The sequence below is a fragment of the Pseudomonas sp. MIS38 genome (assembly GCF_019891575.1).
Lineage (GTDB): Bacteria > Pseudomonadota > Gammaproteobacteria > Pseudomonadales > Pseudomonadaceae > Aquipseudomonas > Aquipseudomonas putida_A.
This window is the reverse complement of record NZ_JAFLXF010000005.1, coordinates 44,836-70,204: the sequence shown is the minus strand read 5'-3', so window position 1 is coordinate 70,204 and position 25,369 is coordinate 44,836. Positions and strand designations below refer to the sequence as shown.

Here is a 25,369-nt window from a genome sequence, read left to right as displayed (position 1 = left end):
TTTGAAAGCAGCCATCGTCAAAAAATACCGTTTGATCATCAAGACCATGGGCTACGTGGGCTGGTCGCTGTTCTGGTTGTTGCTCTGGGACATCGCCGTCACCGTCGACTTCATGTTGTTCCTCAACGCCAAGATCAACCTGCCGCTGATGCCTCTGACTTTGCTCGGTTCAGCGCTGGTGGTGCTGATCAGTTTCCGCAACAGCAGCGCCTACAACCGTTGGTGGGAGGCGCGCACGCTGTGGGGCATGATGATCAACAGCTCGCGCAGCTTTGCCCGGCAGGTGCTGACGCTGCTGGATGATCCCGATAACGAAGTGAACCCGGTGAAGGCGACGCTGTTGCGCCGCCATGTGGCGTACGTCAATTGCCTCGCGGCGCATCTGCAGGGTCAGCCTTGCCCGGAGGAAGTCCGCGCGTTCATCCCGGCAGATGAATTCGCCCGCAGCGGCACCACCAACAACTTTGCCAACGACATCCTCACCGGTTCCGCGGCGTTGCTGGCTCGGGAATACAAGGCCGGGCGCCTGGACAGCATTCGGCTGGCACGGCTGGAATCGACGATGGTCGATCTGTCCAACAGCCAGGGCGGCATGGAGCGGATCGCCAATACTCCGCTGCCCTACCCCTACGTGTATTTCCCGCGCCTGTTTATCTCGCTGTTCTGCCTGATTGTGCCGGTGGGGCTGGTGGAATCGCTGGGTTGGTTCACCCCGCTGGCCTCGACGGTGGTGGGCTTCATGCTGCTGGCCATCGAACGCATCGGTACTGACCTGCAAAGCCCGTTTCGCCATAGCGAGCATCAGATCCAGATGGAAGCCCTGTGCGAAACCATCGAGAAAAACCTGCAGTCGATGCAGCGTGATTCGTTGGGGGATGCGCGCAGGGTTGAAGAAACGGCTTGAGGAGCGATCTTAGGGACGCCAGGGCGTTAAGCCCTGGCGAGTCGCAGGTTTTACTTCTTCTTTTTCGCCGGCTTATCAGCCTTCTTTGAGTCCTTGGCCTTTTCCGGCTTGCTATCGGCTTTTTTCGCAGACTTTTTCGGTTCGGCGTCTTTCTTCTTGTCTTTCTTGTCGGAGGACTTGGAAAGCGCCGAAGCTGCCGCTGATTTCTTTTCCGGCGAAGACTTTTTGTCTTTCAAGTCCTTGCTGGCTTTCGAAGCATCGTCTTTTTTGCTTTTTTTCTCGTCTTTAGCCACGTTGACCACCTCTCGGAGTGTGCCGGTATTGGCACCGGGCCTGTGCGAATGAACACAAGCTGATCGTTAGGCGTGGGCGTTCGGGCGGGGTTCAGATTATTTGACTCTGATCCAGCGCCCATGGCGAAGACCGGCCGCTCAACAAGTTGTCAATAGCACAGTTGTGCGACTGTTCCATAGATAGCGCAGTGGTAGGCTTTTCTGGCGTGACATTACGCGAATGCCCGATCTGTTCAGAAGGCAGGTCGGGGCCTATGTATAAGCCCGCTGTCAGCTAACTGAAAGGATTCGAACATGAAAAAGTCCATGACTACTCTGGCCATCGCGGCGACGCTCGCTCTCGCCGCAACGGCCACAAACGCTGCCGTGCATCCAACCACCATCACTGCTCCACAGACGGTCAAGCAGGTGACCGCCTCGATCAACACGCCTTTCGCAACACATAGCAAAGCCGGAGAAATCCAGACGGCCAGCCTGGCCAGAAGTTGCTCCGATGAGCGCTATTCCTGGTGGGAATTCAGTGGCTGGGAAATAATCGCCTGCCTCGGAAGCGGTCAGTGGTAATTATTCAGAGGAGGCTGGTGCGTGACTTATGTGCTGAGCACGCACCACAGCCTGTTCTAACCAATGGCTTTGCACACCTGCTTAAAGGGTTCTACCACTGGCTTGCTCATAACTCGAAAGAAAATGCCGCCACTGCGACTCATCCCAGAAGGAATGCCGTCTGAGTTGAGGAATGTCGTGACGCGCCGCGCCCATTGCCGTAGCACGACCGCGAGATTTCTCCAGGTCAAGCAGCGCCAGTTCAAAATCGAAGTCTGTGTCGGTAATCGACGCCTTGATAAAGATGTGTTTGGAGCGCATGCAACCGTGCTGCCATTTGCCCGAATGCATCCGCGCCAGCATTTGCGCCAAACGTTCAAGAAGTCGCAGATGTTGTTCCGTGGTCAACAGACTTGCAGCGCCCTGGCTATACCAGGTATCCAGATCGATGAAGCCGCCCAGGTCTTTGGTAACCAAGACACCCTGCCATACGCCGTCGACTTTTCTCGCGCCATAAAATACCGGTCTTGGCGCATTCACGCCCAGTTGCTCCAATCTTGAAAGGGCAACGCCTTCACGCAATGCGGTGGGTCGGCCAGTGGGGTAACGGAGACTGCGGAACAAATGGCCGGTCTGGCGCTTTACAAAAAACGTCTTGTCACCTTGAACAATCAGCTGGACACCGCTGGTGCCGCTGCGGCGAACATTCGGGGGTTCCACCCACGACCCGGAAGTACCCCACCAGAAATCAAATTCATCGCCTGCCCTGCCCATTGTGCGCTCCTTTTATTGTAGAAATCGTTTCGTGCGACGTTTGCATGAGGGTCGCAACAGCAGCTCAGTCTGTTGGTGGACGTTAATAGTTCCCTCGGTTTTCGAGGATTTTAGGGCCAGCTTGGGGCTTTTACGCAACCACGTGACGAAAATTGGCTATTGAGGGGTGTTTATCCCTTCAGGTGTGTCCTTTTCGCCGATAGCCGACGACATCAAACACAGATGCCAACCGCGTCGCGAGGGTCCGCCCGACTGTTTTTTCGATTAACTTGAAAGCCGTTAAATTGACCCAGGTCATGATTCAATTCGATTGAGGCAAATAACGAGCAACGTCCTTGATCCGCATTTTCTTTGTGCTAAAAGTATTGCCGCCAGTGGCTCCTTACAGGGATGAGTAAGGGTTTGCTCATCCGCAGCCATTGCCCACGGATGCATACTTTCAACAAGGAAGTCATATGAAAATAGTTGGTCTGTCCGGGATTCTCCCGTCACGCATTATCAGCAATCAAGACGTTATAAACCTGGTCGAGGAACACTCTAAAGATACGTTCCAGGAAGACTTGCCAAAAACCTTGAAGACCATCAGCAAGTTGCTTGAAAAAAGCGGCAGCGGCACGCGTCACTGGTTGGGCGCCGACGAAACACCGATGGAACTGATGGAGGCAGCATTCAACTCGGCGCTCGCTCAGGCCAACATCGACAAGGCCGACCTGGACCTGTTGATCTATCCGAACGTCACGCGAGGCTTCATCGAGCCGGCCAACAGTACGTTCATCGCCAAGGCGCTGGGCCTGAGCTGCAGAAACTTCGATGTGGTCGACGCCTGCAACGGTTGGGTGACAGCCATGGATGTCATCAACAGTAAGATGCAGGCCGGCGAGATTCGCTACGCGGCGATCGTCAATATGGAATTTGGCATGTCTGCTGGCGGGCCGGTCATGCCCAAGAACTTCTCTTTGCAGTCGTCGGCGGAACTGGCTTACAAGTTTCCGAGTTTTACCATTGGCGAAGCCGTCACGGTCACCATCCTCAGTCATGAGGCCCCCGGCAACTTCAAGTTCTCGTACATCAACCGGCCGGACTTGAGTGACTTGTCGACCATTTCTCTACCGGACTGGAAGCTGTTCTGCAATGAGGAGGATATTCCCCGTATTGCACCGACCGGCGGGCAATATCAATTCAACTCCTACGCGGCAGCCTTGCATGAAGATGGTCGTAATGAAGCGATCAAAGTCTTCAATCTGCAAAACATCTCTGCAGCAGATGTTCATAAAGTGTTTATTCATACCGGTTCGCCAAAGATGTGGGAGCACATTGGGCAACTGATCGGTATTGATCACAAGCTGCACCACGTCGGGCATAAGACCGGCAACATCATTACCGCGTCCATCCCCTACGGCATCTTCGATGCGATGAGTCGGGGCGAAGCCGAGAAAGACCAGTTTTGCATGGGTTGGGCAGGCAGTGGCGGGATGGTCTTCTCTGCGTTGTCATTTACTCTGTAAGGCCTGAAGTAACTTGCCGTCGTGAGGCGGCAAGTTGCTTGTCCATGATCAAACTGTTGGTCGGTACCAAAACGAAAATCGCGCTTCGATCTCTAGGCCAGCGGCGGGTAGTCGGTATAGCCCTCTTCCGAACCACTGTAAAAAGTGGAGGCATCCGCAGTAGCCAGCGGCGCATCAAGGAAGAAGCGTTCCGGCAGATCAGGGTTGCTGATGAACAGCGTGCCAAATGTGACTGCATCGGCCAGGCCGGTTTGCAGGGCCTGTTCCGCAGACTTCCGGTCATAACCAACATTCAACACGAAAATCCCTGTGAACCGCTGGCGAGCCCCGGGCGCCAAGGGTTTCGCGCCTTCCGGCAGAGTCCCAGGTTCCATGAAATGCAGAATTCCAACGTTTCTACTTTCCAGCGCTTCTACCGCGTACATGTAGGTCTGCTCGAGATTGGAGTCGCCCATGTCATTGTACGGAATGCGCGGCGACAGCCTGACCGAGATACGGGCCGGCCCGAAGACTCTGATCGCGGCGTCCGTGGCTTCAAGCAAGAACCTCGCCCGCTTCTCAATGGTACCGCCGTACTCGTCGGTGCGTTTGTTTGAGCCGTCTTCCAGAAACTGCGCGGGCAGATAACCATTGGCACCGTGTATCTCTACACCATCAAAGCCCGCATCTTTCGCGGCCTGTGCAGCTTTTTCGTAGTCCGCAATGGTGGACTTGATTTCATCAATGGTCAGTTCGCGTGGGGTCACCGAGGGTTTGATGCCTTCTGGCGTGAACGCCTGGCTATTGAAGGGGACTGACGATGGCGCGACCGGGAGTTCTCCTCCATGAAAATCAGGATGAGATGCTCTACCGGTGTGCCAAAGCTGGGCGAAAATGAGGCCGCCGGCTTCATGAACTGCCTGAGTTACCTTCTTCCAGCCCGCAATCTGTTCAGGCGTATAGATCCCTGGGGTATTCGTCCAGCCGACGGCCTGGGCGCTGATCTGGGTGCCTTCGGTAAAAATAAGGCCCGCCGATGCGCGCTGTGCGTAATAGGTCGCAGTCAATTCGTTGGCCACCTGATCCTTGGATCGACCTCTTGTCATCGGCGCCATGAACACCCGATTTCTGAAAGTGAGTTCTTCGTTGTTCAAGGGGGTTAGAAGCTTAAAATTTCCCATACTTTCCTCAGAATAAATTTTATTGAATGTCCGCCCGTGCCTAACGATTTCTCAAGTGCGGCTCGACCAAAGAAATGCTTCTGTCGGATGCTCGATTGGCTGGCTGCAAGCCGCCGGCAAGAGTGGCGAACGAAGGGTCCGGTTCGGACCGCTTCCCTCAAATGAGGACAGTCGACAAGGTATCAATAATAAACCTGGCGTCAATTAGGCACCGTTCGTACACCTGGTAGGTCTGAGGATACCTACCGTCAGGAAATGGTCGGCGGCGTATGGGCTGGCGAGCCGTATACAGTGGCCTCGCGCGCAAGAGCAGGACGCTCCGCGTTCATGATCGAACGGCCTGAGCAATCGATGTGAAGGTTCGTTTGAAGCAGGTATCGAGAATGATTGCCCGCGGTTGAAAGGCAAAAACCAGCGCACTGCCAACAACAAAAAGTGTTGGCAGAGTTTCATGCTTACATGATCGCGCTGGTTTGATTGAGATCTTCGGTGTTTTTCAAGCCATCGGATGACAAGTTCCGAAGCGCAGCATGGGCGGCCGACAACGCGTTCAAGTAATCCAGTGAAGCAACCTTCCCTACGTACTGGTTGGTCCGATTGCAGCGGCGTCGAACTTCTGCCGGGCAGCATCAACCTCCGGCAACTTGGCGAGCGTCCATTCATGCAGTGCTCGAAAAGGTTGTTGCAGCGTGCGGCCCAGCGGCGTGATTTGGTACTGCACCGCGACTGGCGAAAGCGAAATCACCTCGCGCGATACCAGGCCGTTGCGCTCCAGCCGGCGCAGACATTGCGTGAGCGCTTTTTGGGTGACGCCTTGCAGGCGACGACGGATCGCGTTGAAACGTTGCGGACCGTCATCAAGCACGGCTAATACCATCATCGACCATTTATCAGCGATCTGCTCGAATAAAGCCCGGCTAGGGCAGTCGGACGAGAAGCACAGCGGTTCGAGTTCAAGCATGGCGGTTTCCTTCTGTATACCCAGGCGCTCTAAGGCGCGAGATTGACGCCAAGTTTACTGGATATACCGAGCCTGAGAACGCTTTCTACCGTTGTTTCGCCGGAACACTCTGACGCACATAATAATTGTCGAATTCACTGCTTTCGGTGAATTGGAAGCCATGGCGGGTATAAAAGCGATTCGAAGCACTTTCTTTGAGAGCGCCAACTTTAACAGGGAGCGCAGCCGCATCCGCCTCTTTGAAAATCTGAGTGAGAACAGCAGCCCCTACACCTGATCCTTGCGCGCTCGGTCTCACATACAAGTGGTCGAGCAAGAGTTCATTGTGGTGATGCTTGACCACTACAAAACCAACCCTCTCTCCAGATACCTCGATATAGCGTGTGTTGCGAGCGTCAAAACCGCCAAGAAACCGCTCACGCGCACGCACCGGATCAAATCGCCCGACACGCTCCAGACTTTCGCGCATGGCCTCAATTCGAATGGCTACAAGATTTTCCACGTCGCTTGGTTGAGCCGGGACCAAAATGACCGGGGAATTTTGATTGGGTGCGACGGGCATAGGTTGTGCTCTATTTACCATCCTGGAAGGCCAGTATAGAGAGCCTGACTTGTGGGGCCCAGTTTGGCTTCACCGTCGAATTCAGGCCCCATCTCAAAAACGAACATGACTTGGTCAATCTGGGTTTTGATTGCCAGAGCCTTGCGTGACCGACAGGTCTCCAATACGACCTGATGGTATTCACATGTCGATATCAGACACGATCATGGCGCAATCAGGCTATTGAATCGGCAGCAAGGCCGGCTAAGGTGCCGTGTCTTCCTATCAAAACAATCCCGGTCAGATCATGGGGTTGATAAGAACTGCGGCGGTTGGACGGGCTTCTTTCGGGAGTTTCAGCAGGCAACGATGGTGCTCGGTCGTGTGCCCGGTCAATTGCTTAAATGTCGATCAGCAGAGAATAAAAATACCGATGATCAGCCCGAACTCCATGGATTCGAGTAGCCAATTGGCGCAGGGCTTCAAGCCTCGTCACGTCACAATGTTGTCCATCGCCGGGATTATCGGCGCCGGTTTGTTCGTCGGTTCAGGACACGCGATTGCCGCAGCAGGGCCGGCGGTGCTGCTCGCCTATCTGTTTTCAGGTCTGCTCGTCGTGCTGGTCATGCGCATGCTCGGCGAGATGGCGGTGGCCAATCCGGACACCGGTTCGTTCTCCACCTACGCCGACCAGGCCATCGGCCGCTGGGCCGGTTTTACCATCGGTTGGCTGTACTGGTGGTTCTGGGTGTTGGTGATTCCCATCGAAGCACTGGCGGCCGGGCATGTGCTGCACCAATGGTTTCCGCAGGTCGATGCCTGGCTGTTCGCGTTGGGATCGATCATTGCGTTGGTGGTGACCAACCTGTTCAGCGTGTCCAAGTATGGTGAATTCGAGTTCTGGTTCGCCATGGCCAAGGTTGTGGCGATCATCGGCTTCATCGGGGTCGGTTTTGCCGTGTTGATGGGCTGGGTGCCCGACCGCGAAGTCAGCGGGTTGAGCGGCCTGATGGCCGAGCACGGCGGGTTTGCGCCCAACGGCTTGTCGGCGGTGGTCGGCGCTTTCATCACGATCATGTTCAGCTTCATCGGCACTGAAGCGGTGACCATCGCGGCCGCCGAATCGAATAACCCGGCGCAGAACATCGCCAAGGCCACCCGCTCGGTGATCTGGCGCATCGGCGTGTTCTACCTGCTGTCGATCTTCGTGGTCATCTCCGTGGTGCCCTGGAATGATCCGTTGCTGGCCTCGGTGGGCTCGTATCAGCGCGCCCTGGAAATCATGAACATTCCAAACGCCAAGTTCATGGTCGACGTTGTCGTGCTGATCGCCGTGGCCAGTTGCATGAACTCCTCGATCTACATTGCCTCGCGCATGCTGTACTCGCTTGGCCGTCGCGGCGATGCACCGAAAGCGCTGAAGGCGACTTCCGCGGCCGGCGTGCCACGGGCCGCCGTGATCGCCAGCACCGTGCTGGGTGCGTCGATCACCGTGTGGAGCTACTTCATGCCCGCCGGGCTGTTCGAGTTCCTGCTGGCCAGTTCCGGGGCGATTGCCTTGCTGGTGTACCTGGCGATTGCGGTGTCGCAGCTGCGCATGCGGCGGATATTGCAACAGCGCAAGGTCGAGCTGACCTTCCGCATGTGGCTGTTTCCATGGCTGACGTGGCTGGTGATCGGCTTCATCTGCGCGGCGCTGGCGGTCATGATGATCACCCCGCAGCACCGCACCGAAGTCACCACCACCATTGGCCTGGCGCTGGCAATCTCCTTTATCGGCCTGATGACGTCGCGTCACCCTGCCCCGACGGCACGCGCAACGTCGGTGGGCTAGGCGTTCACGCCGAAGCCGATATTCCCTTGGCGAAGACCAAGGGAATGACCGACGCCTGCATCTCAGACCGATTCCTGTGAGGACACGATGTCATCGACCCCCTCCGTGGCCGACGGTACGACCCAATCCGTCGGGTTTCTGCTGTTGGATAAATTCACCCTCATGTCGCTGGCATCCGCCGTCGAACCACTGCGCATGGCCAATCAATTGTCGGGGCGAACGCTGTATCGCTGGCATACCTTCAGCGCCAATGGTGCGGCTGTTTGGGCCAGCGACGGGGTCCCGATCACGCCGGATGCCTCGTGGAGCAACCCCGGCGTGGCGGACACGGTGATTGTTTGTGGCGGGGTCGGTATCCAGAGCGTGATCACCCGTGAGCACACATCCTGGTTGCAAGCCCTGGCCCGGCAATCCAGACGTTTGGGCGGTGTGTGCACCGGTAGCTGGGCACTCGCCAAAGCCGGATTGCTCGATGGCTATGAGTGCAGCGTGCATTGGGAGTTTCTGGCGGCCATGCAGGAAGCTTTCCCACGCGTAAACGTCAGCACCAGCCTCTTCACCCTCGACCGCAACCGCTTTACCAGTTCCGGAGGAACAGCGCCGCTGGACATGATGCTGCACCTGATCGCCCGTGATCATGGTCGTGAATTGTCCGCCGCCATCTCCGAGATGTTTGTTTACGAGCGCATCCGCAACGAGCAGGACCATCAACGCGTACCGCTCAAGCATGTGGTCGGTACGCATCAGCCTAAGCTGCAAGAAGTCGTTGCGTTGATGGAGGCCAATCTTGAGGAGCCGATCGAGCTGGACAACCTTGCCGAATACGTCGATCTGTCACGCCGACAGCTGGAGCGGTTGTTTCAGAAATACCTGCAATGCACGCCGTCACGCTACTACTTGAGGTTGCGGCTGATTCGCGCGCGACAACTGCTCAAGCAAACCTCCCTGTCGATCGTGGAACTGGCGTATGTCTGCGGATTTGCCTCCACACCGCATTTCTCAAAATGCTATCGCGAACACTTTGGGGTGCCGCCGAGCGACGAGCGTTCAGGTTCTGCAATGAGTCGTAAACGGGTAACGCCGCCGTCATCGATCAACACACTGACAACGCTTGATCAGGCGAGAAACGAATCGACGTTTGCCAGTGTTCGAATGATGGCGAGTGCCGATCTGGCTTGAGCAAGCCGAGGCAAATCGGCCGGGGATACCCAAGATGCCCCGGCCATGTGCCCTGCCCGTTTACGCCTGATCCAAAGCCTCCACCACGCCTTTGTCTTCTCCAAGAAATCCGCCGCTCTGATGCGCCCACAGCCGCGCATACACGCCGTTCTTCTCCAGCAACTCCGAATGGGTGCCCTGCTCGATGATGCGCCCGTCATCCATGACAATCAGCCGATCCATCGCCGCAATCGTCGACAGTCGATGCGCGATCGCAATCACGGTCTTGCCCTGCATCATGTCATCAAGGCTTTCCTGAATCGCCACTTCGACTTCCGAGTCCAGTGCACTGGTGGCTTCGTCCAGCAGCAGGATCGGCGCGTTCTTCAGCATCACCCGGGCAATCGCCACCCGTTGCCGCTGGCCGCCGGACAGCTTGATCCCGCGCTCGCCTACCAGAGTGTCGTAGCCGGTATGGCCCTGGCGGTCGCTGAGTTGGCTGATGAACTCGTCAGCCTGCGCATTGGCAGCGGCGCGGCGGATCTGTGCGTCGGTGGCATCGGGCCGGCCGTAGGCGATGTTGTCGCGAATCGAACGGTGCAGCAGCGAAGTGTCCTGGGTGACCATACCAATCGCGCTGCGCAGGCTGTCCTGGGTCACGTGCGCAATGTTCTGGCCATCGATACGAATCTCGCCGCTGTCGACGTCATAGAAACGCAGCAGCAGGTTGATCAGCGTCGATTTGCCCGCACCTGAGCGCCCTACCAGACCGATTTTTTCACCGGGACGAATGCTCAGGCTCAGGCCATCGAGCACCTGACGCTCGCCACCGTAGTTGAACTTGACCTTGTCGAACGTCACCGCGCCGCCAGAAGTGACCAGCACGCCGGCATCCGGCGCGTCTTGCACTTTGGTGCCTTGGGTCAGCGTCGCCATGCCGTCCTGAACGGTGCCGATGCTTTCGAACAGCGAGGTCATTTGCCACATGATCCAGTTCGACATGCCATTGATCCGCAACGCCATGGCGGTAATCGCCGCCACCGCACCGGCGCCGACGTCACCCTGATGCCACAGCCACAGGGCATAGCCGCCGGCGGACATGATCAACCCCACCACTAACGCCTGATTAACGATTTCGAACAGACTGACCAGACGCATCTGACGAAAGCCGGTCTGCTTGAAATCTTCCATCGCCGCCCGCGCAAAGTGCGCTTCGCGGTTGGAGTGGGAAAACAGCTTCACGGTGGTGATGTTGGTGTACGCGTCGGCGATACGCCCGGTCATCATCGACCGCGCATTGGCCTGCTCCTGACCGACCTTGCCCAGGCGCGGCACGAAGTACCACATGGCCAGACCGAACAGCACGACCCAAGCAAGGAACGGCAACATCAGCTTCAGCGCAAAACCGCCAGCCAGGGCAATGATCGCGATGAAGTACACGCCAATCCCCGGCAAGATCTCGATCATGGTGAACAGCACGTCGCGCACGGCAAGCGCCGTCTGCATGACCTTGGTCGTGACCCGGCCGGAGAACTCGTCGGAGAAAAACGAAAGGCTCTGCCGCAGCATCAGCCGATGGAAATCCCAGCGCAGGCGCAGCGGCAGGTTAATCGCCAGAATCTGGTGCTGGACCATGGTGCGCAACGCCACCAGACCGACACTCAAGACCATGACAATGCCCATGCCCCACAACACGCGGCTCTCCTGCACCGCCGCTTCGCCGCCGGCCTGCCACGTCGAGAGCAGATCGACGACCTGGCCGAGGAAGGAAAACAGCCAGGCTTCATAGACCGATACGGCGGCGCTGAGCAACGCCAATGCCAGAATGTAGCCGCGAGCCCCCCGCGTGCAGGCCCAGAGAAATTTAGCCAGACCGTTGGGTGGCGGTGGCACCTCGTCAGGCGGGAAAGGGTCGAGTCTTCGTTCAAACACACGAAGCATGATGTTCTCCTGAACGTTCAAGTCAGGGAGATTCTGCCATCGATTGGATCCCGGGAGGTCTTTGTGAAAAAGTGTGTGCTCGTCAGTAAAGGTGCTGGCTGAGAACGAACAATTGGATTCGTTTACAACCTGAGCACTTCCTGAAGTGGCGATCAGGCTGTCCGGGCACTTGCCCTTATCAGTTGTATCGATATGCTCTGTTCGCTCCGCAGCTCACTTCAATCCGGATAAAGACAATGCTTCAGTTGATTGGCCAGACTACCGATATCAAATCAGCAATCAATGCGTTCAACGCCTCTTACCATGCTGATTTTGCTCACGTACGCAAAATTTCCAGTCGGTACCTTGCCGCTGATGTTTCAATAGAGCGTGCTGGCGAGCTCGCTGAGGCCTTATACGCCGCATTGGCCAACTGGGGAGCGTGTACGCGCAAGGCTCCGATACTCCGTCCAACTCAGCACATCGCTGCAGCGCTGAGCAGCAAGGCGCTGCATTCCAGGCTTGTGTGCCTCGACCGCATCGGACTGGATGCTTTGGATCTAGACCCTGCGGGCGGTCGAAACTTCATCCGAGAGACACCCTTCAGCTCGCTCAACCAATTTGATACTGAATTGCTAAGTATCCTCGAGGCGTTGGCGCATGCGCTCTTCATCAACAATACCAACGTCACTTATCCAATGAAGGCTTTACTACTGATCACTGGATTCATGCCCGCGTTTGACAGCCAGGTCAGAAAGGGTTTGCAACGTGCAGGAATATCCGGGTTCAGCGGCACACAGTACCTTCTACCAAAAAACGCCTATAGAGCCGCTGGCCAGCGCATTTGCCATCTACCATTTTCCTTGGGCCAATGCTGGCGCGACAATAAAGCGCTGCTGACCGAGGCAATTCTCCAGAGCAACTATCCTGAACTCAGTACAGAGCCAGGTCGAATCTTCGACGTCATCCTGTTTATGCAAAGATCCCCTGAGCGGCGTCTGATTTTGTCGGCTGGATAAAGAGCGTCTACTGCGTCACCACCACCTTCCCAATCATCTGCGGATGCAACACGCAAAAATACTCAAACTCCCCCGGCATATCGAACACCCAGGAAAAGCTGTCATTGGTATCCAGCGCCCCTGAGCGAAATACCTTGTGGGTTTCCGCCACCGTGTGCGGAATCTGATCGTCATTGACCCACGTCACCTTGGTGCCGACGGCCACGGTCAGGTCCTTGGGAGCGAACATGAATTCCTTGATGTCGATCTTCACTTCCGCGGCCCACAGCGGCATCGCCAGCAACAGGCCCATCAGCGCCAACAGTCGCGTTTTCATCGGTTCGCCCTCGGTTACACCAGTGTCGAATCAATCAGTGCCAGCGGATGATCGCCCTGAGTCGCGCGCACGTCGGTGATCCCCAGGTAATTGCGCAATTGATCGGCCGCCACCGTCATCGGCCCCGGCGACGGTGCAGCACCCGGTGCCGGCTGCGGATACGCGGTGCCACGGGCGGTGTGGAAGGTGATATTGCCTTCGACTTTCTGGATCACCTGATGGATGTGCCCGTTCAGCACCGTCACCGAACCGTACTTGCGCAGCATCGCAATCGCCTGATCACCGTCCTCGGTGCCCCAGCCCCACGGCTGATAAATGGTCCATAGCGGGATGTGCGTGAACACGACGATGGGCGTGCTGCTGCTGACCGCGCGCAAGTCATCCGCCAGCCAGGCCAGTTGATCGGCGCCGAGGGTGGCTTCGTGGCCGGCCTGGAAGTTGAAGACGTTGATCAGCCCGATGAAGTGCACGCCATGGTCATCGAAGCTGTACCAGCCGTTGCCTTTGGTGCCCTTGCCGTAGCGCTCCAGATAAAGCTTGCCGCCGCCCTCGTCGAGGGTGTCGTGTTCGCCGGGCACGTAATGCACGGTGGACGGCAGGCCTTTGAGCAACTGTGCGGCGGTGTCGAATTCTTCAGGCTTGGACAGGTGGGTGATGTCGCCGGTGTGCAGAATCAGTGCGGGACGTTTGGGCAGCGCGATGACCTTGTCGATCGCCACCTGCAGGGTCTTCACCGGCTCCGGATTGGCTTCCTTGTTGAAGCCGATGTGCGAGTCGCTGATCTGTACGAAGTGAAAGGTGCTGGCCAGCGCTTTTGGATCATTGACGTTGCCCGCCTCGTCCAGCGCAAAGGCTTTGGGAATCCCGCCGCTCAAGGCCCAAAGGACTCCTGCCCCGGCCCACGCCGAGCATTTGAGCAGGGTGCGCCGGTCCGGATTGAGCGGGCCGTCGGTACGCAGCGGATGTTTTGCTTGAATGTCCATCGGTATGTCCTCGCGGGCGAACTACAGTGAGGTAGCTGACACGAGGTAAACCTGGCCGCGCGAGGCTTTATTCCACGGCAAAAAATAAATCTTTTGGCGCGAATAAAACCCGCCGCAGCATGGTTATAGGGGTGTGACGGTGCGGAACCGACCATGAAGCGATTTGAGGAACTGATTGCGCCCCATCTGGACGCGGCCTACAACCTTGCGCGCTGGCTCACCGGCAACGACAGCGCCGCGCGCGACGTCGTGCAGGAAAGCGCCCTGCGCGCCTTCCGGTTTTTGCAGCGTTTCGCCGATGGCAACGCCAAGGCGTGGTTTCTGACCATTGTGCGCAACGAAAGCTACACCTGGCTCAAGGCCTCGGCCGGACGCCATTGGGTCGCCATCGATGACGACATGGCGACTGACGACGGCCACCTGAGCCATAGCCAGACCCCGGAATTGCTGGCCATTCACACGGAAAACGCCGCGCTGCTGCAGCAAGCGCTGTGCGCCCTGCCGCCGGCGTTTCGCGAGGTGATTGTGCTCAAGGAACTCGAAGACCTGCCCTACAAGGACATCGCTCTGGTGGTCGATATTCCCATCGGCACCGTGATGTCCAGGTTGGCCCGGGCGCGGGCCCTGCTCAAGCTCGAACTACTGAAGTTGCACGATCATGAATGAACTCGACTGCACGGTTTGCCAGACACAGCTGCACGGCTATCTGGATCAGGAACTTGATCCGGCGACAGCTACGCAGGTGGCAGCGCACTTGAGCGCCTGCGCCGAGTGCGCGCGGCTGCATGATCAAGCGAAGTTGCTCAAGGTCAGCGTGAAGCGCCATGCGCCGTACTACCCCGCCCCCGCCTCATTGGCGGCCAGCGTATTCGCAGCCGACACACCTGCGCCGGGGGGCATCCGGCGCTGGCAAAAATGGCTGGCTCCGGGCTTTTCCGCCGCAGCGCTGGCCCTGGCGATGGTGCTGTATGTCGCCACTCCGGGCAGCGAGCAACCCTTGATCGACGAGGCCGTGTCCAGCCATGTGCGCTCGTTGATGGGCGAACACCTCAACGACGTGGTGTCCTCCGACCGCCACACCGTCAAGCCCTGGTTCACCGGCAAACTCGACTTCTCGCCCCCGGTTTCCGACTACTCGGCGCAGGGCTTTCCCTTGCTCGGCGGGCGCCTGGATTACCTGCAACACCAGACCACCGCTGCCCTGAGCTATGGGCATGGCAAACACATCATCAACGTGTTCATCCTGCCGACGAGCGAGGCTGATAAAGCCGTGCAAAGCCAAAGCTTGCGCGGCTTCAATGTGGTGTCGTGGCAGGCCAGTTATATGCGTTTCGTGCTGGTGTCGGATGTGGAGAAAGCTGAGCTGCAGGCGTTGGGGCAGTTGCTCAGAGCGCAATAGCGTGGCCTCAAAGGCAAAATCCCCGCGCATTCACTACGCTTGAGAAATCCGCCGCAGCGCAATCGTCAGCAAGAGACTGAACATTGCGCTCGGGCCGCTGTTCCAGATGAGCAAACCCAAGCTACCAAGGACGAGCATATGGACAGTTTCGCTCCTGCCACGCCGGTTCCGCCTCAGCAAAGCGCAATCACCCGCCGCCTGGCGTTTGCGGTCGGCACGCTGTTTATCGTCGGGGTGATTGCCGCTATCGGCACCCTGCTCGGCATTGCCGCTCGCCTGGATCGCGAGGATGTCGAGCAGAACCGTTTCTACACGGCCCGCGCCCTGGAAAACCGCATCAGCAGCTCAAAGAGCTACATCACCAGTTACGCTGACTGGACCACCGCCTATGAGCACCTGCACACCCAAGTCGATACCGACTGGGCCTACACCCAGCAGAACATCGGCAAGACGCTGTTCACCACTGACGGTTATGACGGCGTGTTCGTGCTGGATCGGCAGCGCACCAAATACGCCGTGGTGCAGGGACAGCAGGAAGACGCGGACATCGCGCACTGGCTCGCGGTGCCTGCCGCGTCGTTGATTGATCAGGTGCAAAACCAGTCTGATCTGACTGTGCCTGTCAGTACTTACTCGCTGTTCGACGGCTGGCCGGCGCTGGTCACGGCGGCGGCCATTCTGCCCAACGATGAGCGTCCGGTGGGCGATCCGCAACAGACATCGGTGCTGGTATTCGTCGACAAGCTGACGCCGGCCAAACTGCAAGCGCTTGGCGTGGCCTATGGACTGAACAACCTGACGCTGATTCCGGATGAACAGCTCAGCGGGGAGCAACCACGCGTGCCGCTGGACAGTACCGGTTTCAGCTTGACGGCAGATCTGAAGCGACCCGGGCAGCAATTGTTGTGGTCATTGCTGCCAACACTCGGCAGCGTGCTGGCAGTGCTGATGCTGTTGACCGCCTATTTCCTGCGTCACGCCGTGCGATCGTCGACCTACGTCGATCAGAGTTTCAGCACGTTGAAGACCTCGAATCAGGCGCTGGAGGCGGCCAACCACGCGCTGGAAGCCAGTGAAGAACGCTTTCGCGCGGTGGCCGAAGCCGCATCGGACTGGATCTGGGAAGTCGACAATCAGCTGCGCCTGACCTATCTCTCGGCGCGCTTCAGCGAGGTGACCGGTTACCCGCAAACCGAGTGGCTGGGGCAAGGCATCGGGCAACTGGTGTCCTGCGATACCACGCCGCTGGAGCTGTGGCTGAAAAAACTCACCGAAGACAGCAATGCCAGCGACCTGCGCTGCACCTACCGCGATCACGCCGGGCAGCAACGCCACTGCCGGCTATCAGCGCGGCCGATCATCGAGAAGCAAAGCGTGGTCGGCTATCGCGGCACCGCCAGTGACATCACCGACGAAGTCGCTGCCCATGCGCAGATCCAGCACCTGTCGATGCACGACGCCTTGACCGGCCTGCCCAATCGCAATCAGTTGTCGCGTTATCTGGATGACGCGCTGCTGCTCAAAGAGCATGCCCCGCCACTGTCGTTGCTGGTGATCGATCTGGACAACTTCAAGCCGATCAACGACTCGCTCGGCCATCCGGCCGGTGATGCGGTGTTGCAGGAAGTCGCCAGTCGCCTGCGCGAATGCACCCGTGAGCTCGACATCGTCGCCCGCCTGGGCGGTGACGAATTCGTCGTGGTGCTCAATGGTATGGACACTCGGCAAGAGGTCGACCGCTTTTGTACCCGGCTGGTCGAGAGCCTGCATCAACCGATGGTCTTCGAGCACCATCCGCTGCACGTCGGGGCCAGCATCGGTATCGCTCTGAGCCGCCGCCAGGGCTTCGTGCCCAGCGAGTTGATCCGTTGCGCCGACATCGCGCTGTATCAGGCCAAGTCCGAGGGCAAGAACACCTGGTGCTACTTCGAAGCGCACATGAACGACCAGATCCAGACCCGCCGGCAAATGGAAAGCGATTTGCGCGGTGCGCTGAAAAACGATGAATTCATCCTGCATTACCAGCCGCGCTACACCGTCGACGGCAAGCACATCGTCTCGGTCGAGGCATTGGTACGCTGGCAACACCCGACCAAGGGCCTGCTGGGGCCGGACGTGTTCATCGGCCTGGCGGAACAGACCGACCTGATCGTGGCGCTGGGGCGCTGGGTATTGCGTGAAGCCTGTGAAACCGCACTGAGCTGGCCGTCGGACATTCTGCTCTCGGTCAATCTGTCCCCGGCACAGTTTGCCCTCAGCGATGTCGTCGAAGACGTGCGCGAAGCGCTGATCCAGACCCGTTTCCCGGCCAGTCGCCTGGAACTGGAAATCACCGAAAACGTGATGCTCGTCGACACCGACGGCGCGCTGGCCACGATGAATGCGCTGAAGCAACTCGGGGTGCGGCTGAACATGGACGACTTCGGCACCGGCTATTCGTCGCTCGGCTACCTGCGCGCCTACCCGTTCGACGGGATCAAGATCGACAAACGCTTCATCGCCTCGATCAGCAACGGCGCCAACGATCGCGCCGTGGTTCAGGCGATCATCGGCCTGGGCAAAGCCATGGGCCTGACCGTCACCGCCGAAGGCGTGGAAACCGAGGAGCAACTGGAGATTCTCGGCAAGGATCAATGCAATGAGGTGCAGGGTTATTTCATGAGTCGACCAATAGACAAAACGGCGTTCGCCCGGTTGTTGCAAACCGCCAGAACCGGGCCGGCCGATCATTCGCCGTCGAAGAAAGGTCGCGTCATCTAGCTGGCCTTGCATCGCTGGCAATAATCCATCGTAGAAATGCACAAAGCCCGGCTCGACACTCTTCGTTAATACGGTGTTCCTGTTGACTTCAATTGGTTTTGTTCAGGGTGTGTTTAGGGCCGTCATGGTTGAATAGTCCTCGCCGCGGGCCAGGCTCAACGTCAATCTCGCACCCCACACAAGTTCAATGCAGGCGTCACCGGACTGTCAGGATTGCGGTCAAAAGAACAACTTCACTAAAGGGTTACCGATGGATCGATATGAGGCCCCGCTTGTTGTAGAGCGCACTTGGCGGGCAGTGTTGTTGAAAGGACTGATTACAAGAAATCCATGCCTGAGCATTTTTTTCATGACACTGGCCGTGTTCATGGCATTGCAGTACAAACCCGCTGTCCTGAACTACACAACACGTTTTGTCGACTTTGCCGAGTACATGTTGCTGCACGGCATCACACTGTTCCCGATTGCCGACGACCTCAAGCCTTATCCCGACTATACGGTTCTCAATACCCTGTTGGTCTATCTGGTTTCCTTGCCGTTCGGCCGGGTGTCCATTCTTTCAATGGGTTTTCCGTCCTGCGTGGCCGCTTCGCTGATGCTGGTATTCATTTATCGGCTGGGCGCGTTGCACAGCAAGAAATGGGGCGCGTATGGCGTTCTTTTCAGCCTGCTCACCTGGGCTTTTCTTGACGGCGTCAACTCGCTGGCACTGGATATCTATCCGGCGCTGTTAACGGTGATGTGCTTCTACTTTGCCTATTCGGCCGATATAAAAAAGGACCCGCGTCGCCTTGCATTGCTGTACCTCGGGTTGGCACTGGGTTTCGCGTTTCGGGGGCCTATTGGCTTGATCGGACCCGCGACTGTCATTGGCGCCTATTACTTGCTGAGCCGGCAGTGGCGCATGTTGCTGCTGTATTCATTGCTCTCGGGCGTGATTCTGACTCTTGGCGTTGCGCTGCTGGCATGGGCGGCCTACTTGCAAGGCGGGCAAGCGTTCCTCGAGGAAGTGCTGAACATGCAGGGCATCGGACGCTTCGGTTCCGACCACGCGCCACGCTATTACTTCTACTTCTCCGCAGGCTTGTTGACCTACGGCATCACGGTGTTTTACGCCATTAATGTAATTCTCAAGAAGTACAAACTGTTCTTCCGCTCGACCCGCGATAAAGACATCGACCTACTGCTGTATCTGACCGGGTGGCTGTTGGTGCTGCTGGTGCTGTTCACTATTCCCAGCTCGAAGAAAGCGCGCTACATCCTCGCAATCACCCCGGCCATTTCGCTGCTGGCCGCCTACCTTTTCGTCAGCAAGGAAGCCGCCTTGGTCCGCGCCAAAAACAGCCTGATGAATTTCTGCCTGAAGTTGCCTCTGCTTGGGTTGGGGATGCTGGTGGCGGTGCTGGTCTACAACAACTTCGCCGATGTTCCGTTACTGCCCAACTACCTGGGCGTAGTCTTGGGATTGTCTGCGCTGCTGAGCTTCTACCATGGCAAACACCAGTACTTCGCCGAGCATCCCTATCGCGAGTTCATGACGCTGTCGTTTGGCGTAGCGGCATTTCTGATACTGGATATGTTTTTCTTCAACCCGATCACCTACCACCTGGAACTCATGATCGAACCCACACCGAAGTTTTTGCCGTATTGGTTTTGGTGAAGCCTCTTCCTGATTCATGAGTAAGCAACACGACTATTCAGTATCCACATGTTGATATCTGACAGGGTCATGACGCATTCAGGGTACTGAATCGGCGGCGGGCCCTGCGCAAAAGCAGTTGCTTGGAGCAGTAAAAAAATAAAGGTGGCGCCCGCTTTCGCGAGCGACACCTTCATCCACTGCCCGCTAATCAGGCCTTCTTGTCCGCTTCTTCCAGCGCTTTTTCAGCGTTGAACCCGTCGAAGTTCTCGAATACGCCCAGAAAGCCCGGCACGGTCACTTCTCGCGCCCAGTCGCGCTGTAGTTCGCAGTACATTTGCACCCGGCTGATGAGCTTCGCGCCCGCCTGTTCCATTCTGCGCAACGCCGCCTCATGCGCGGCGAGCGATGTGCCGCCGACCGCATCGACCGGCACATAAACCTCATAACCTTCCTGGATCGCGTCGAGCACCGGGAATGTCAGGCACGCTTCGGTCCAGAGTGCAGTCATGATCAGCTTCTTGCGCCCGAGCGCCTTGACTGCCTGCTTGAATTGCGTGTCCTCCCAACTGTTGATCGATGTGCGGTCATAGGTCGGCAGATGACCGAGCACCTGTTGCAGCTCCTGGATCGGCGGCTTGTTGCGGCCGGTCGCGACATTGACTGTCGAGTGGATGATCGGAAGGTTGTAGTTGACCGCCGCCTTCGCGACGCTGGTTATGTTGAAGACGAGTTCATCACGCGGCATCGAGCGGATCGAAGAAACCTGAACAGGCTGATAATCGATGATGATCAACGCCGAGTTTTCCGGGGTCAGTAGCTGATCGGTATGGGGGTTGCGGAGAGTCTCGCTTGCCATTGGCAAATCCTTTTCATGGGTGACGCACGTTTGTGAATCAGGCCGGAGCCTGTGCGGGTGATGGATTCCGAGACACGTGCGAATGACGCCATGCCCGGAAAATCCATTGTGCTGTTCCCATGTTTGACGCAGTAGTAGCATTGCGCGACGTGCTGTGTCGCGAAAAGAGGAACGCAAGCGTGGACATCGAAGAACTGCAGACCTTCGTGGAAGTGGCTGATGCCGGGGGCATTTCGCAGGCTGCCCTGCGTCTTGGCGTGTCGAAATCGATCGTCAGCCGCCGCCTGGCTCGGCTTGAAACCGAATTGGGTGTGCAATTGCTGGCACGCTCCACGCGCGGGGCGGCGCTTACCGAGGCCGGTGCGACGTTCCGGGGGGCCGTCCGCAAGGTCGCTTCAAGGCCGACAACGGCATCGCCCTAGTCGCCGCCGCGACCGCAGGCCTGGGTGTCGCCTACCTGCCCGACTGCCTCACCCATGAACACGTGGCATCCGGCGCATTGGTGCCGATCATGACAAACCATCCTCCCCCTCCGGCCGGTGCCTACATCATCCGCCCGCCGGGTCCGCACCCTGCGCGCAAAATTCGTGTGCTCACTGAACTGCTGATCGAGTTCTTCGGCGAAACGCCACACCTGGCGGTGCAGCCGCTGTCACATCAGGATGATGCGCTGGTGTGAGGTTGGGCTAAGCGAGAGCGACAGACTTCCTCTTTATCCGCCGTTCGCGCAGGGCCGCTATGGGAAAGCGGTCACTCGCGAGTGTCGCCTTCTGACCGGAAGTTGCCCGATAAAAACTCCAAAGCCAGCTCGGATGATTAAAAATCGCCCCAAACACGCATTGCCGCATCTGTCCGGCGTCAGTAGGATTCGGTCATCGCTGACATAAATGGATGTGTATATGGAAAGCATGCCGAGACTGGAAATTGAGCGCGTTGCGTATCAAGAGTTTTTAACTCTTTGGGAACGCGGTGTATTCGATAATCAGCGCTTAGGCCAAGCGTTCTATAACCATTTTCGGCTTCATCGTCTGAGCGACCAAACGCGCCTGTTCGGTCTCTATGAAACTGACGGAGACAAGGCCATAACCGCGATCTCCCGCCTGTTCCAAATCAGATAACTTCGACCCCGCGTTTCGCGAGAGCAGGGTCAGCCTTGAAGACCGAGAGGAGATCTAGCGTTTTTACACACTCTGGGCCAGAAGCGGACGTATTAGCATTTGTGTAGTATCTGCCTCTGTTCCAACCTATATGAGATACCCGACGTCTAGTCGACACCCCCATCCCCTACAAGAGCTGTCCTAGACCTGAAATACGCCCTTTACTCGATGGAGCGCCCATCACGGTAAGGTCATGTTTGTATGACGTACACGAGCAACCACAATCCCTTGATATTTTACAATAAACCCTTCCATTTACCTGAAGCCTATGTCATGTAGCCATAACTGCCGCGAGTTTCGGATGTTTATTTTGATAATACAGCTCCACCTCAGCATCATTCTCCAGGAATTGCCATACCTCTTTTGAACGCATGGAGTATAAAACGATAACTGCAAACACTCCCAGATACAGCCATACCAGACTCGTCGTGCCGAATTTAGACATGATAGCGCCAGTTATCACGAATGAAACCGAGCTTCCCAACTGACTAATAACCAACGTGGACGCCATCAATCTTACGCGTGCACCCGAAGGTATAGACACAACTCTTTTATCCATTCCGATCAAGGTAATACAAGCACTGGCCGCCCCCGCGAAAAATAGCCAAGGAATCAATAGCCAAACTTCGTCGCTTTGCGTCGTCGCGCAAAGTGAAAAAGTCAGTAACGACCAACATCCAAGATACTTTTTGCGCTGATTTTGTCTTTTAGCAATAATTGGGCTCAAAATTAACAAGCCTGCAATAGCTCCACTCGCGAAGACAGCATTCAACAGGCCTGCACTGCCTTCCGCAAGATTGCGAGTATGTATAAGTGTTGGAACCAGCATCGGCACGATCGCCGTGACGGTCAAACCAAGTAGCAGCCCAGAACAGGTCAAAAATTGTTCTGGCGGAAGAATGCATTTAAGTTTAAGCCCAAGAAATATGTCATTAATACGATGTGATGTTGATCTCGGCTTTGTGGGGGCTTCACTTATCGGTAGAGCCATTGCTATTACTACGGCTACCAGTCCCAGTATTGAAGAAAAAAGTAGCGAGATATCCAATGAATACACCGCAATTACAATGCCCGCTAACAAAGGCCCCGCAACCCTACCCACGGTAACAACGATACGCCGAATGCGAAATGCAGCACTCGTTTGATGTTTATCAACAGTTTCAGCAGGATAGATGCCAAAAAGAGGCTGGACCACTCCAAATGCTGCTACGGCGATAACGTCGATGAGAATCAGGGCGTCAAGCGAATACCAGTTAGAAGCAAATAAGTACCGCAATGCACTGGCAAACAAGATTACAATACAACCTGCCTTAAGAGCAGTACTACGGCGCATCGACTCAACGCGTGGCGCAAAGCACAACATTGAAATTATCGCTGCGAATGCGAGTGCTGTTTCGTAGACAGCCAGTTCAAACAGGCTGCCCCGCTGTACAATAATCAGAGGCAGCGTTGTGTTCCAACATCCGAGGTAGATCCAGAGCAATAACTCCAGGCATAGATACGTTCGAAATGTACTCAATTCATAATTTCCTTCTTCGTATGAACGCCGCTATAGCTCCCTGCCATGGCGACCCCTTCACACGAATCAGCCTGCTACAAAATGATTGACTTTAAAGCTTTCTGCGCTCACACCAAACTTAGAAAAGAGGTGGCCGTGCATTTTATTCTTGTATATATCTCGATTCTTTTCGAAATACTCTCGATCATACCATCTTACGCCGAAAAACATGGTCAACCCCCTTAGCACAGTCGCAAGCTGCCAATCGTAGAAACGGCCTCAACCGGTCGAGCGCCCAATCGCTCATACTGGTCAATACGAAGTAGCAACCCTTAAACACGAACCGTAGCAGAGTGTGTTTCACATTCCAGTTGAGCGCCCTGATAATTAATGTTCAACCGAACTGCGCTGTCAAACTATTTTTTATGCACCATTTTGGCAAATAAACCACGACCAACGGAGCCTTTAATTGTGGAGATGCGGCTGCAACAGCATCAAAAAGGAGCGCATATGAATTATTTGGTGCACCTCCATAAAGCAAAAGAAGTGTGAAGAAATAATAGTTAGAGACTGACAACCATCCTTTGAATGACCCCTTCTGGCCGATAGCTGCCAGCCAAAGTCAACTATTTCCAACTCAGCGCGGACACCGCATGGGATGGCGTTGGATTTTCTCCAGACGTCATTCAAGCCGTTATTTCGCCATCCTCACGCCCGGTGTTCAAAATACCTCGTGGATCGCTCATCGCGGCCCCTGCACCCGATTCACGTGGTGTGCTGAACCAGTGATCACAAATACCAGCGATACTCCCGCGCGCTGATCTCCTGCATGAATGCCAGGTGATCCTGACGTTTGTTCTCGCAATACACGTCGACAAACTCGGCGCCCAGTCCCGCACGCAGTTGTGGCTGATGCTGCAAGGCGCGCACCGCGTCGAGGATTTCCGTGGGGAAAGCGATGCCGCTGTTGCGGTCATCGTTGAGCGGCGGAATCGGCTCCTTACCGGTTTCCAGGCCATGTTCCAGACCCACCAGAATCGCCGCCAGCACCAGATACGGGTTGGCGTCGGCGCCGGCCAGTCGGTATTCGATGCGCAGGTTTTTCGTGTCCGATTCGGGAATGCGCAGGCAGGCGTCACGATCCTCGTAACCCCAGCTCGCCTGGGTCGCGGTGTTCACCGTGCCGCTCAGGCGGCGCATGGCGTTCTGGTTTGGAGCGAAGATCGGCATGCTGTGCGGCAGCAGATCCAGGCAGCCGGCCACCGCATGGCGCAGCGCTTGCTGGTGATTGGCGGCCAGCAGGTTATTGCCAGCGGCGTCATACAGGCTGACATGCACATGCATGCCGCTGCCCGGATGCTCCACGTACGGTTTGGCCATGAAGCTGGCGCGATAGCCATGCTTGAGCGCGACTCCACGGGTGCTGCGACAGAACAGCGCCGCCCAGTCGGCGGCACGCAAGCCGTCGTCCAGATGGCCGAAATTGATTTCGAACTGCCCCGGCCCCAGCTCGGCGGTAATCACCGTGGCGTCGATACCCTGCGCACGCGTTGCTTCAACCATTTCGTCGAGCACCGGGGCGAAACGTGACAGACGTTCGATGTGCATGTTTGGCTGATCATCGGCATCGTCGGTCAGTTCGTCCCGAGGGAATTGCGGCAGGCCGTCGCGCAGTTTTTTGTCGAACAGATAGAACTCCAGTTCGAAGGCCACCACCGGGTGAATGCCTTTGCCCGCCAATCGATCCAGCACTTTCGCCAATACCTCGCGGGGTTCGAATTCAATCGGTTTGGCGGTGCCATCGGAGGTAATCAGCATCTGCCCCAGCGGCTGCGCTTCCCAGATCACCGGTTTGAGCGTGCCCGGCACCAAGCGGCGCACGGCGTCCGGGTCGCCGTCGTTGAAACAGTAATCGCCAATCTTGAACAGACCGCCTTGCACGCCCAGCAGCACGCAGTTCTGCGGCAGCTTCAGTGCGCTGCCCGCCGCGACTTTTTCGAGCATGTCCACCGGATAACGCTTGCCGTAAAAATGCCCCGGAATGTCCAGGGAAATCAGGTCGACATAACGCACCTCGGGGTAACGTTGGCGAAACGCGCGCACTTCGGCGAGCAGGTCAGAGCAGACAGCGTCCATCGTGTTCATC

Annotated in this window: 22 protein-coding genes and 1 pseudogene; 12 read left to right on the top strand and 11 right to left on the bottom strand. The window is 56.9% G+C overall.

Annotated elements, in window-relative coordinates; translation table 11 throughout:
• The first annotated feature begins 1 nt into the window (after window position 1).
• Complete coding sequence (locus J1G18_RS08295; protein WP_007967141.1) at window positions 2-904, top strand: bestrophin family protein; 903 nt, start codon at window positions 2-4, stop codon at window positions 902-904.
• A gap of 50 nt (window positions 905-954) precedes the next feature.
• On the opposite strand, the gene J1G18_RS08290 is transcribed toward J1G18_RS08295, so the two are convergent.
• The gene (locus J1G18_RS08290) at window positions 955-1,197 is read right to left on the bottom strand and encodes a hypothetical protein (RefSeq protein ID WP_007967139.1); all 243 of its coding nucleotides are present in this window, start codon (window positions 1,195-1,197) and stop codon (window positions 955-957) included.
• Window positions 1,198-1,491: 294 nt separating this feature from the next.
• On the opposite strand from J1G18_RS08290, the gene J1G18_RS08285 reads away from it, so the two are divergent.
• Window positions 1,492-1,761: a hypothetical protein gene (locus J1G18_RS08285; RefSeq protein ID WP_098964028.1), complete on the top strand. Its 270-nt coding sequence runs from the start codon at window positions 1,492-1,494 to the stop codon at window positions 1,759-1,761.
• Window positions 1,762-1,842: 81 nt separating this feature from the next.
• Here the strand turns inward: J1G18_RS08285 and J1G18_RS08280 are convergent, their stop codons facing one another.
• Window positions 1,843-2,514, bottom strand: coding sequence for a lipopolysaccharide kinase InaA family protein (locus J1G18_RS08280; RefSeq protein ID WP_223007442.1), 672 nt, complete (start codon window positions 2,512-2,514; stop codon window positions 1,843-1,845).
• A gap of 455 nt (window positions 2,515-2,969) precedes the next feature.
• On the opposite strand from J1G18_RS08280, the gene J1G18_RS08275 reads away from it, so the two are divergent.
• Complete coding sequence (locus J1G18_RS08275; RefSeq protein WP_223007441.1) at window positions 2,970-4,019, top strand: 3-oxoacyl-[acyl-carrier-protein] synthase III C-terminal domain-containing protein; 1,050 nt, start codon at window positions 2,970-2,972, stop codon at window positions 4,017-4,019.
• Window positions 4,020-4,111: 92 nt separating this feature from the next.
• Here J1G18_RS08275 and J1G18_RS08270 read toward each other — a convergent pair whose 3' ends face one another.
• From J1G18_RS08270 to J1G18_RS08260, 3 genes are all read right to left on the bottom strand, one after another.
• Window positions 4,112-5,179, bottom strand: a complete 1,068-nt coding sequence (locus J1G18_RS08270; RefSeq protein WP_223007440.1) for an alkene reductase — start codon at window positions 5,177-5,179, stop codon at window positions 4,112-4,114.
• A gap of 577 nt (window positions 5,180-5,756) precedes the next feature.
• Complete coding sequence (locus J1G18_RS08265; RefSeq protein ID WP_027611764.1) at window positions 5,757-6,140, bottom strand: winged helix-turn-helix transcriptional regulator; 384 nt, start codon at window positions 6,138-6,140, stop codon at window positions 5,757-5,759.
• Between the two features lie 85 nt (window positions 6,141-6,225).
• Complete coding sequence (locus tag J1G18_RS08260) at window positions 6,226-6,702, bottom strand: GNAT family N-acetyltransferase (RefSeq protein WP_134786407.1); 477 nt, start codon at window positions 6,700-6,702, stop codon at window positions 6,226-6,228.
• A gap of 412 nt (window positions 6,703-7,114) precedes the next feature.
• Between J1G18_RS08260 and gabP the strand changes: the two genes are divergently transcribed.
• Window positions 7,115-8,515 (top strand): GABA permease, encoded by a 1,401-nt coding sequence (gabP, locus tag J1G18_RS08255; RefSeq protein ID WP_223007439.1) that lies wholly within the window; start codon window positions 7,115-7,117, stop codon window positions 8,513-8,515.
• A gap of 87 nt (window positions 8,516-8,602) precedes the next feature.
• Complete coding sequence (locus tag J1G18_RS08250; protein ID WP_223007438.1) at window positions 8,603-9,694, top strand: GlxA family transcriptional regulator; 1,092 nt, start codon at window positions 8,603-8,605, stop codon at window positions 9,692-9,694.
• Between the two features lie 60 nt (window positions 9,695-9,754).
• Here the strand turns inward: J1G18_RS08250 and J1G18_RS08245 are convergent, their stop codons facing one another.
• Entirely contained in the window at window positions 9,755-11,614 is a 1,860-nt protein-coding gene (locus tag J1G18_RS08245) for an ABC transporter ATP-binding protein (protein ID WP_210557146.1), read from the bottom strand.
• Window positions 11,615-11,850: 236 nt separating this feature from the next.
• Between J1G18_RS08245 and J1G18_RS08240 the strand changes: the two genes are divergently transcribed.
• Window positions 11,851-12,612 carry a hypothetical protein gene (locus tag J1G18_RS08240; RefSeq protein ID WP_134786410.1) on the top strand — a complete coding sequence of 254 codons (762 nt, stop codon included), beginning with the start codon at window positions 11,851-11,853 and terminating at the stop codon, window positions 12,610-12,612.
• 7 nt (window positions 12,613-12,619) lie between these two features.
• Here the strand turns inward: J1G18_RS08240 and J1G18_RS08235 are convergent, their stop codons facing one another.
• Together J1G18_RS08235 and J1G18_RS08230 are read right to left on the bottom strand one after the other, a co-directional pair.
• Window positions 12,620-12,928, bottom strand: coding sequence for a plastocyanin/azurin family copper-binding protein (locus J1G18_RS08235; RefSeq protein ID WP_223007437.1), 309 nt, complete (start codon window positions 12,926-12,928; stop codon window positions 12,620-12,622).
• Window positions 12,929-12,942: 14 nt separating this feature from the next.
• Window positions 12,943-13,911, bottom strand: a complete 969-nt coding sequence (locus J1G18_RS08230; protein ID WP_223007436.1) for a metallophosphoesterase family protein — start codon at window positions 13,909-13,911, stop codon at window positions 12,943-12,945.
• Window positions 13,912-14,064: 153 nt separating this feature from the next.
• Here J1G18_RS08230 and J1G18_RS08225 point away from each other — a divergent pair, with 153 nt between their 5' ends.
• The 4 genes from J1G18_RS08225 to J1G18_RS08210 all read left to right on the top strand — a co-directional run bounded on the left by J1G18_RS08225 (window position 14,065) and on the right by J1G18_RS08210 (window position 19,730).
• Entirely contained in the window at window positions 14,065-14,577 is a 513-nt protein-coding gene (locus tag J1G18_RS08225) for a sigma-70 family RNA polymerase sigma factor (protein WP_134786412.1), read from the top strand.
• A complete protein-coding gene (locus J1G18_RS08220) occupies window positions 14,570-15,310 on the top strand; it encodes an anti-sigma factor family protein (RefSeq protein ID WP_134786413.1) in 741 nt (246 codons plus the stop codon). Before J1G18_RS08225 ends, J1G18_RS08220 begins: the two co-directional genes overlap by 8 nt.
• A gap of 138 nt (window positions 15,311-15,448) precedes the next feature.
• The gene (locus tag J1G18_RS08215) at window positions 15,449-18,070 is read left to right on the top strand and encodes an EAL domain-containing protein (protein WP_223007435.1); all 2,622 of its coding nucleotides are present in this window, start codon (window positions 15,449-15,451) and stop codon (window positions 18,068-18,070) included.
• A 349-nt stretch (window positions 18,071-18,419) separates the two neighbouring features.
• Window positions 18,420-19,730: an ArnT family glycosyltransferase gene (locus J1G18_RS08210; RefSeq protein ID WP_223007517.1), complete on the top strand. Its 1,311-nt coding sequence runs from the start codon at window positions 18,420-18,422 to the stop codon at window positions 19,728-19,730.
• 190 nt (window positions 19,731-19,920) lie between these two features.
• Here J1G18_RS08210 and J1G18_RS08205 read toward each other — a convergent pair whose 3' ends face one another.
• Window positions 19,921-20,568: a hydrolase gene (locus J1G18_RS08205; protein ID WP_223007434.1), complete on the bottom strand. Its 648-nt coding sequence runs from the start codon at window positions 20,566-20,568 to the stop codon at window positions 19,921-19,923.
• Window positions 20,569-20,747: 179 nt separating this feature from the next.
• Here J1G18_RS08205 and J1G18_RS08200 point away from each other — a divergent pair.
• Window positions 20,748-21,247: pseudogene (locus tag J1G18_RS08200) on the top strand (LysR family transcriptional regulator).
• A 220-nt stretch (window positions 21,248-21,467) separates the two neighbouring features.
• On the top strand, window positions 21,468-21,686 hold the full coding sequence (locus J1G18_RS08195) for a hypothetical protein (protein ID WP_134786422.1): 219 nt from the start codon (window positions 21,468-21,470) through the stop codon (window positions 21,684-21,686).
• 310 nt (window positions 21,687-21,996) lie between these two features.
• Here the strand turns inward: J1G18_RS08195 and J1G18_RS08190 are convergent, their stop codons facing one another.
• Together J1G18_RS08190 and J1G18_RS08185 are read right to left on the bottom strand one after the other, a co-directional pair.
• Window positions 21,997-23,244 carry an MFS transporter gene (locus J1G18_RS08190; protein WP_223007433.1) on the bottom strand — a complete coding sequence of 416 codons (1,248 nt, stop codon included), beginning with the start codon at window positions 23,242-23,244 and terminating at the stop codon, window positions 21,997-21,999.
• A 768-nt stretch (window positions 23,245-24,012) separates the two neighbouring features.
• Window positions 24,013-25,359: a glutamine synthetase family protein gene (locus J1G18_RS08185; protein ID WP_223007432.1), complete on the bottom strand. Its 1,347-nt coding sequence runs from the start codon at window positions 25,357-25,359 to the stop codon at window positions 24,013-24,015.
• Between the last annotated feature and the right edge of the window lie 10 nt (window positions 25,360-25,369).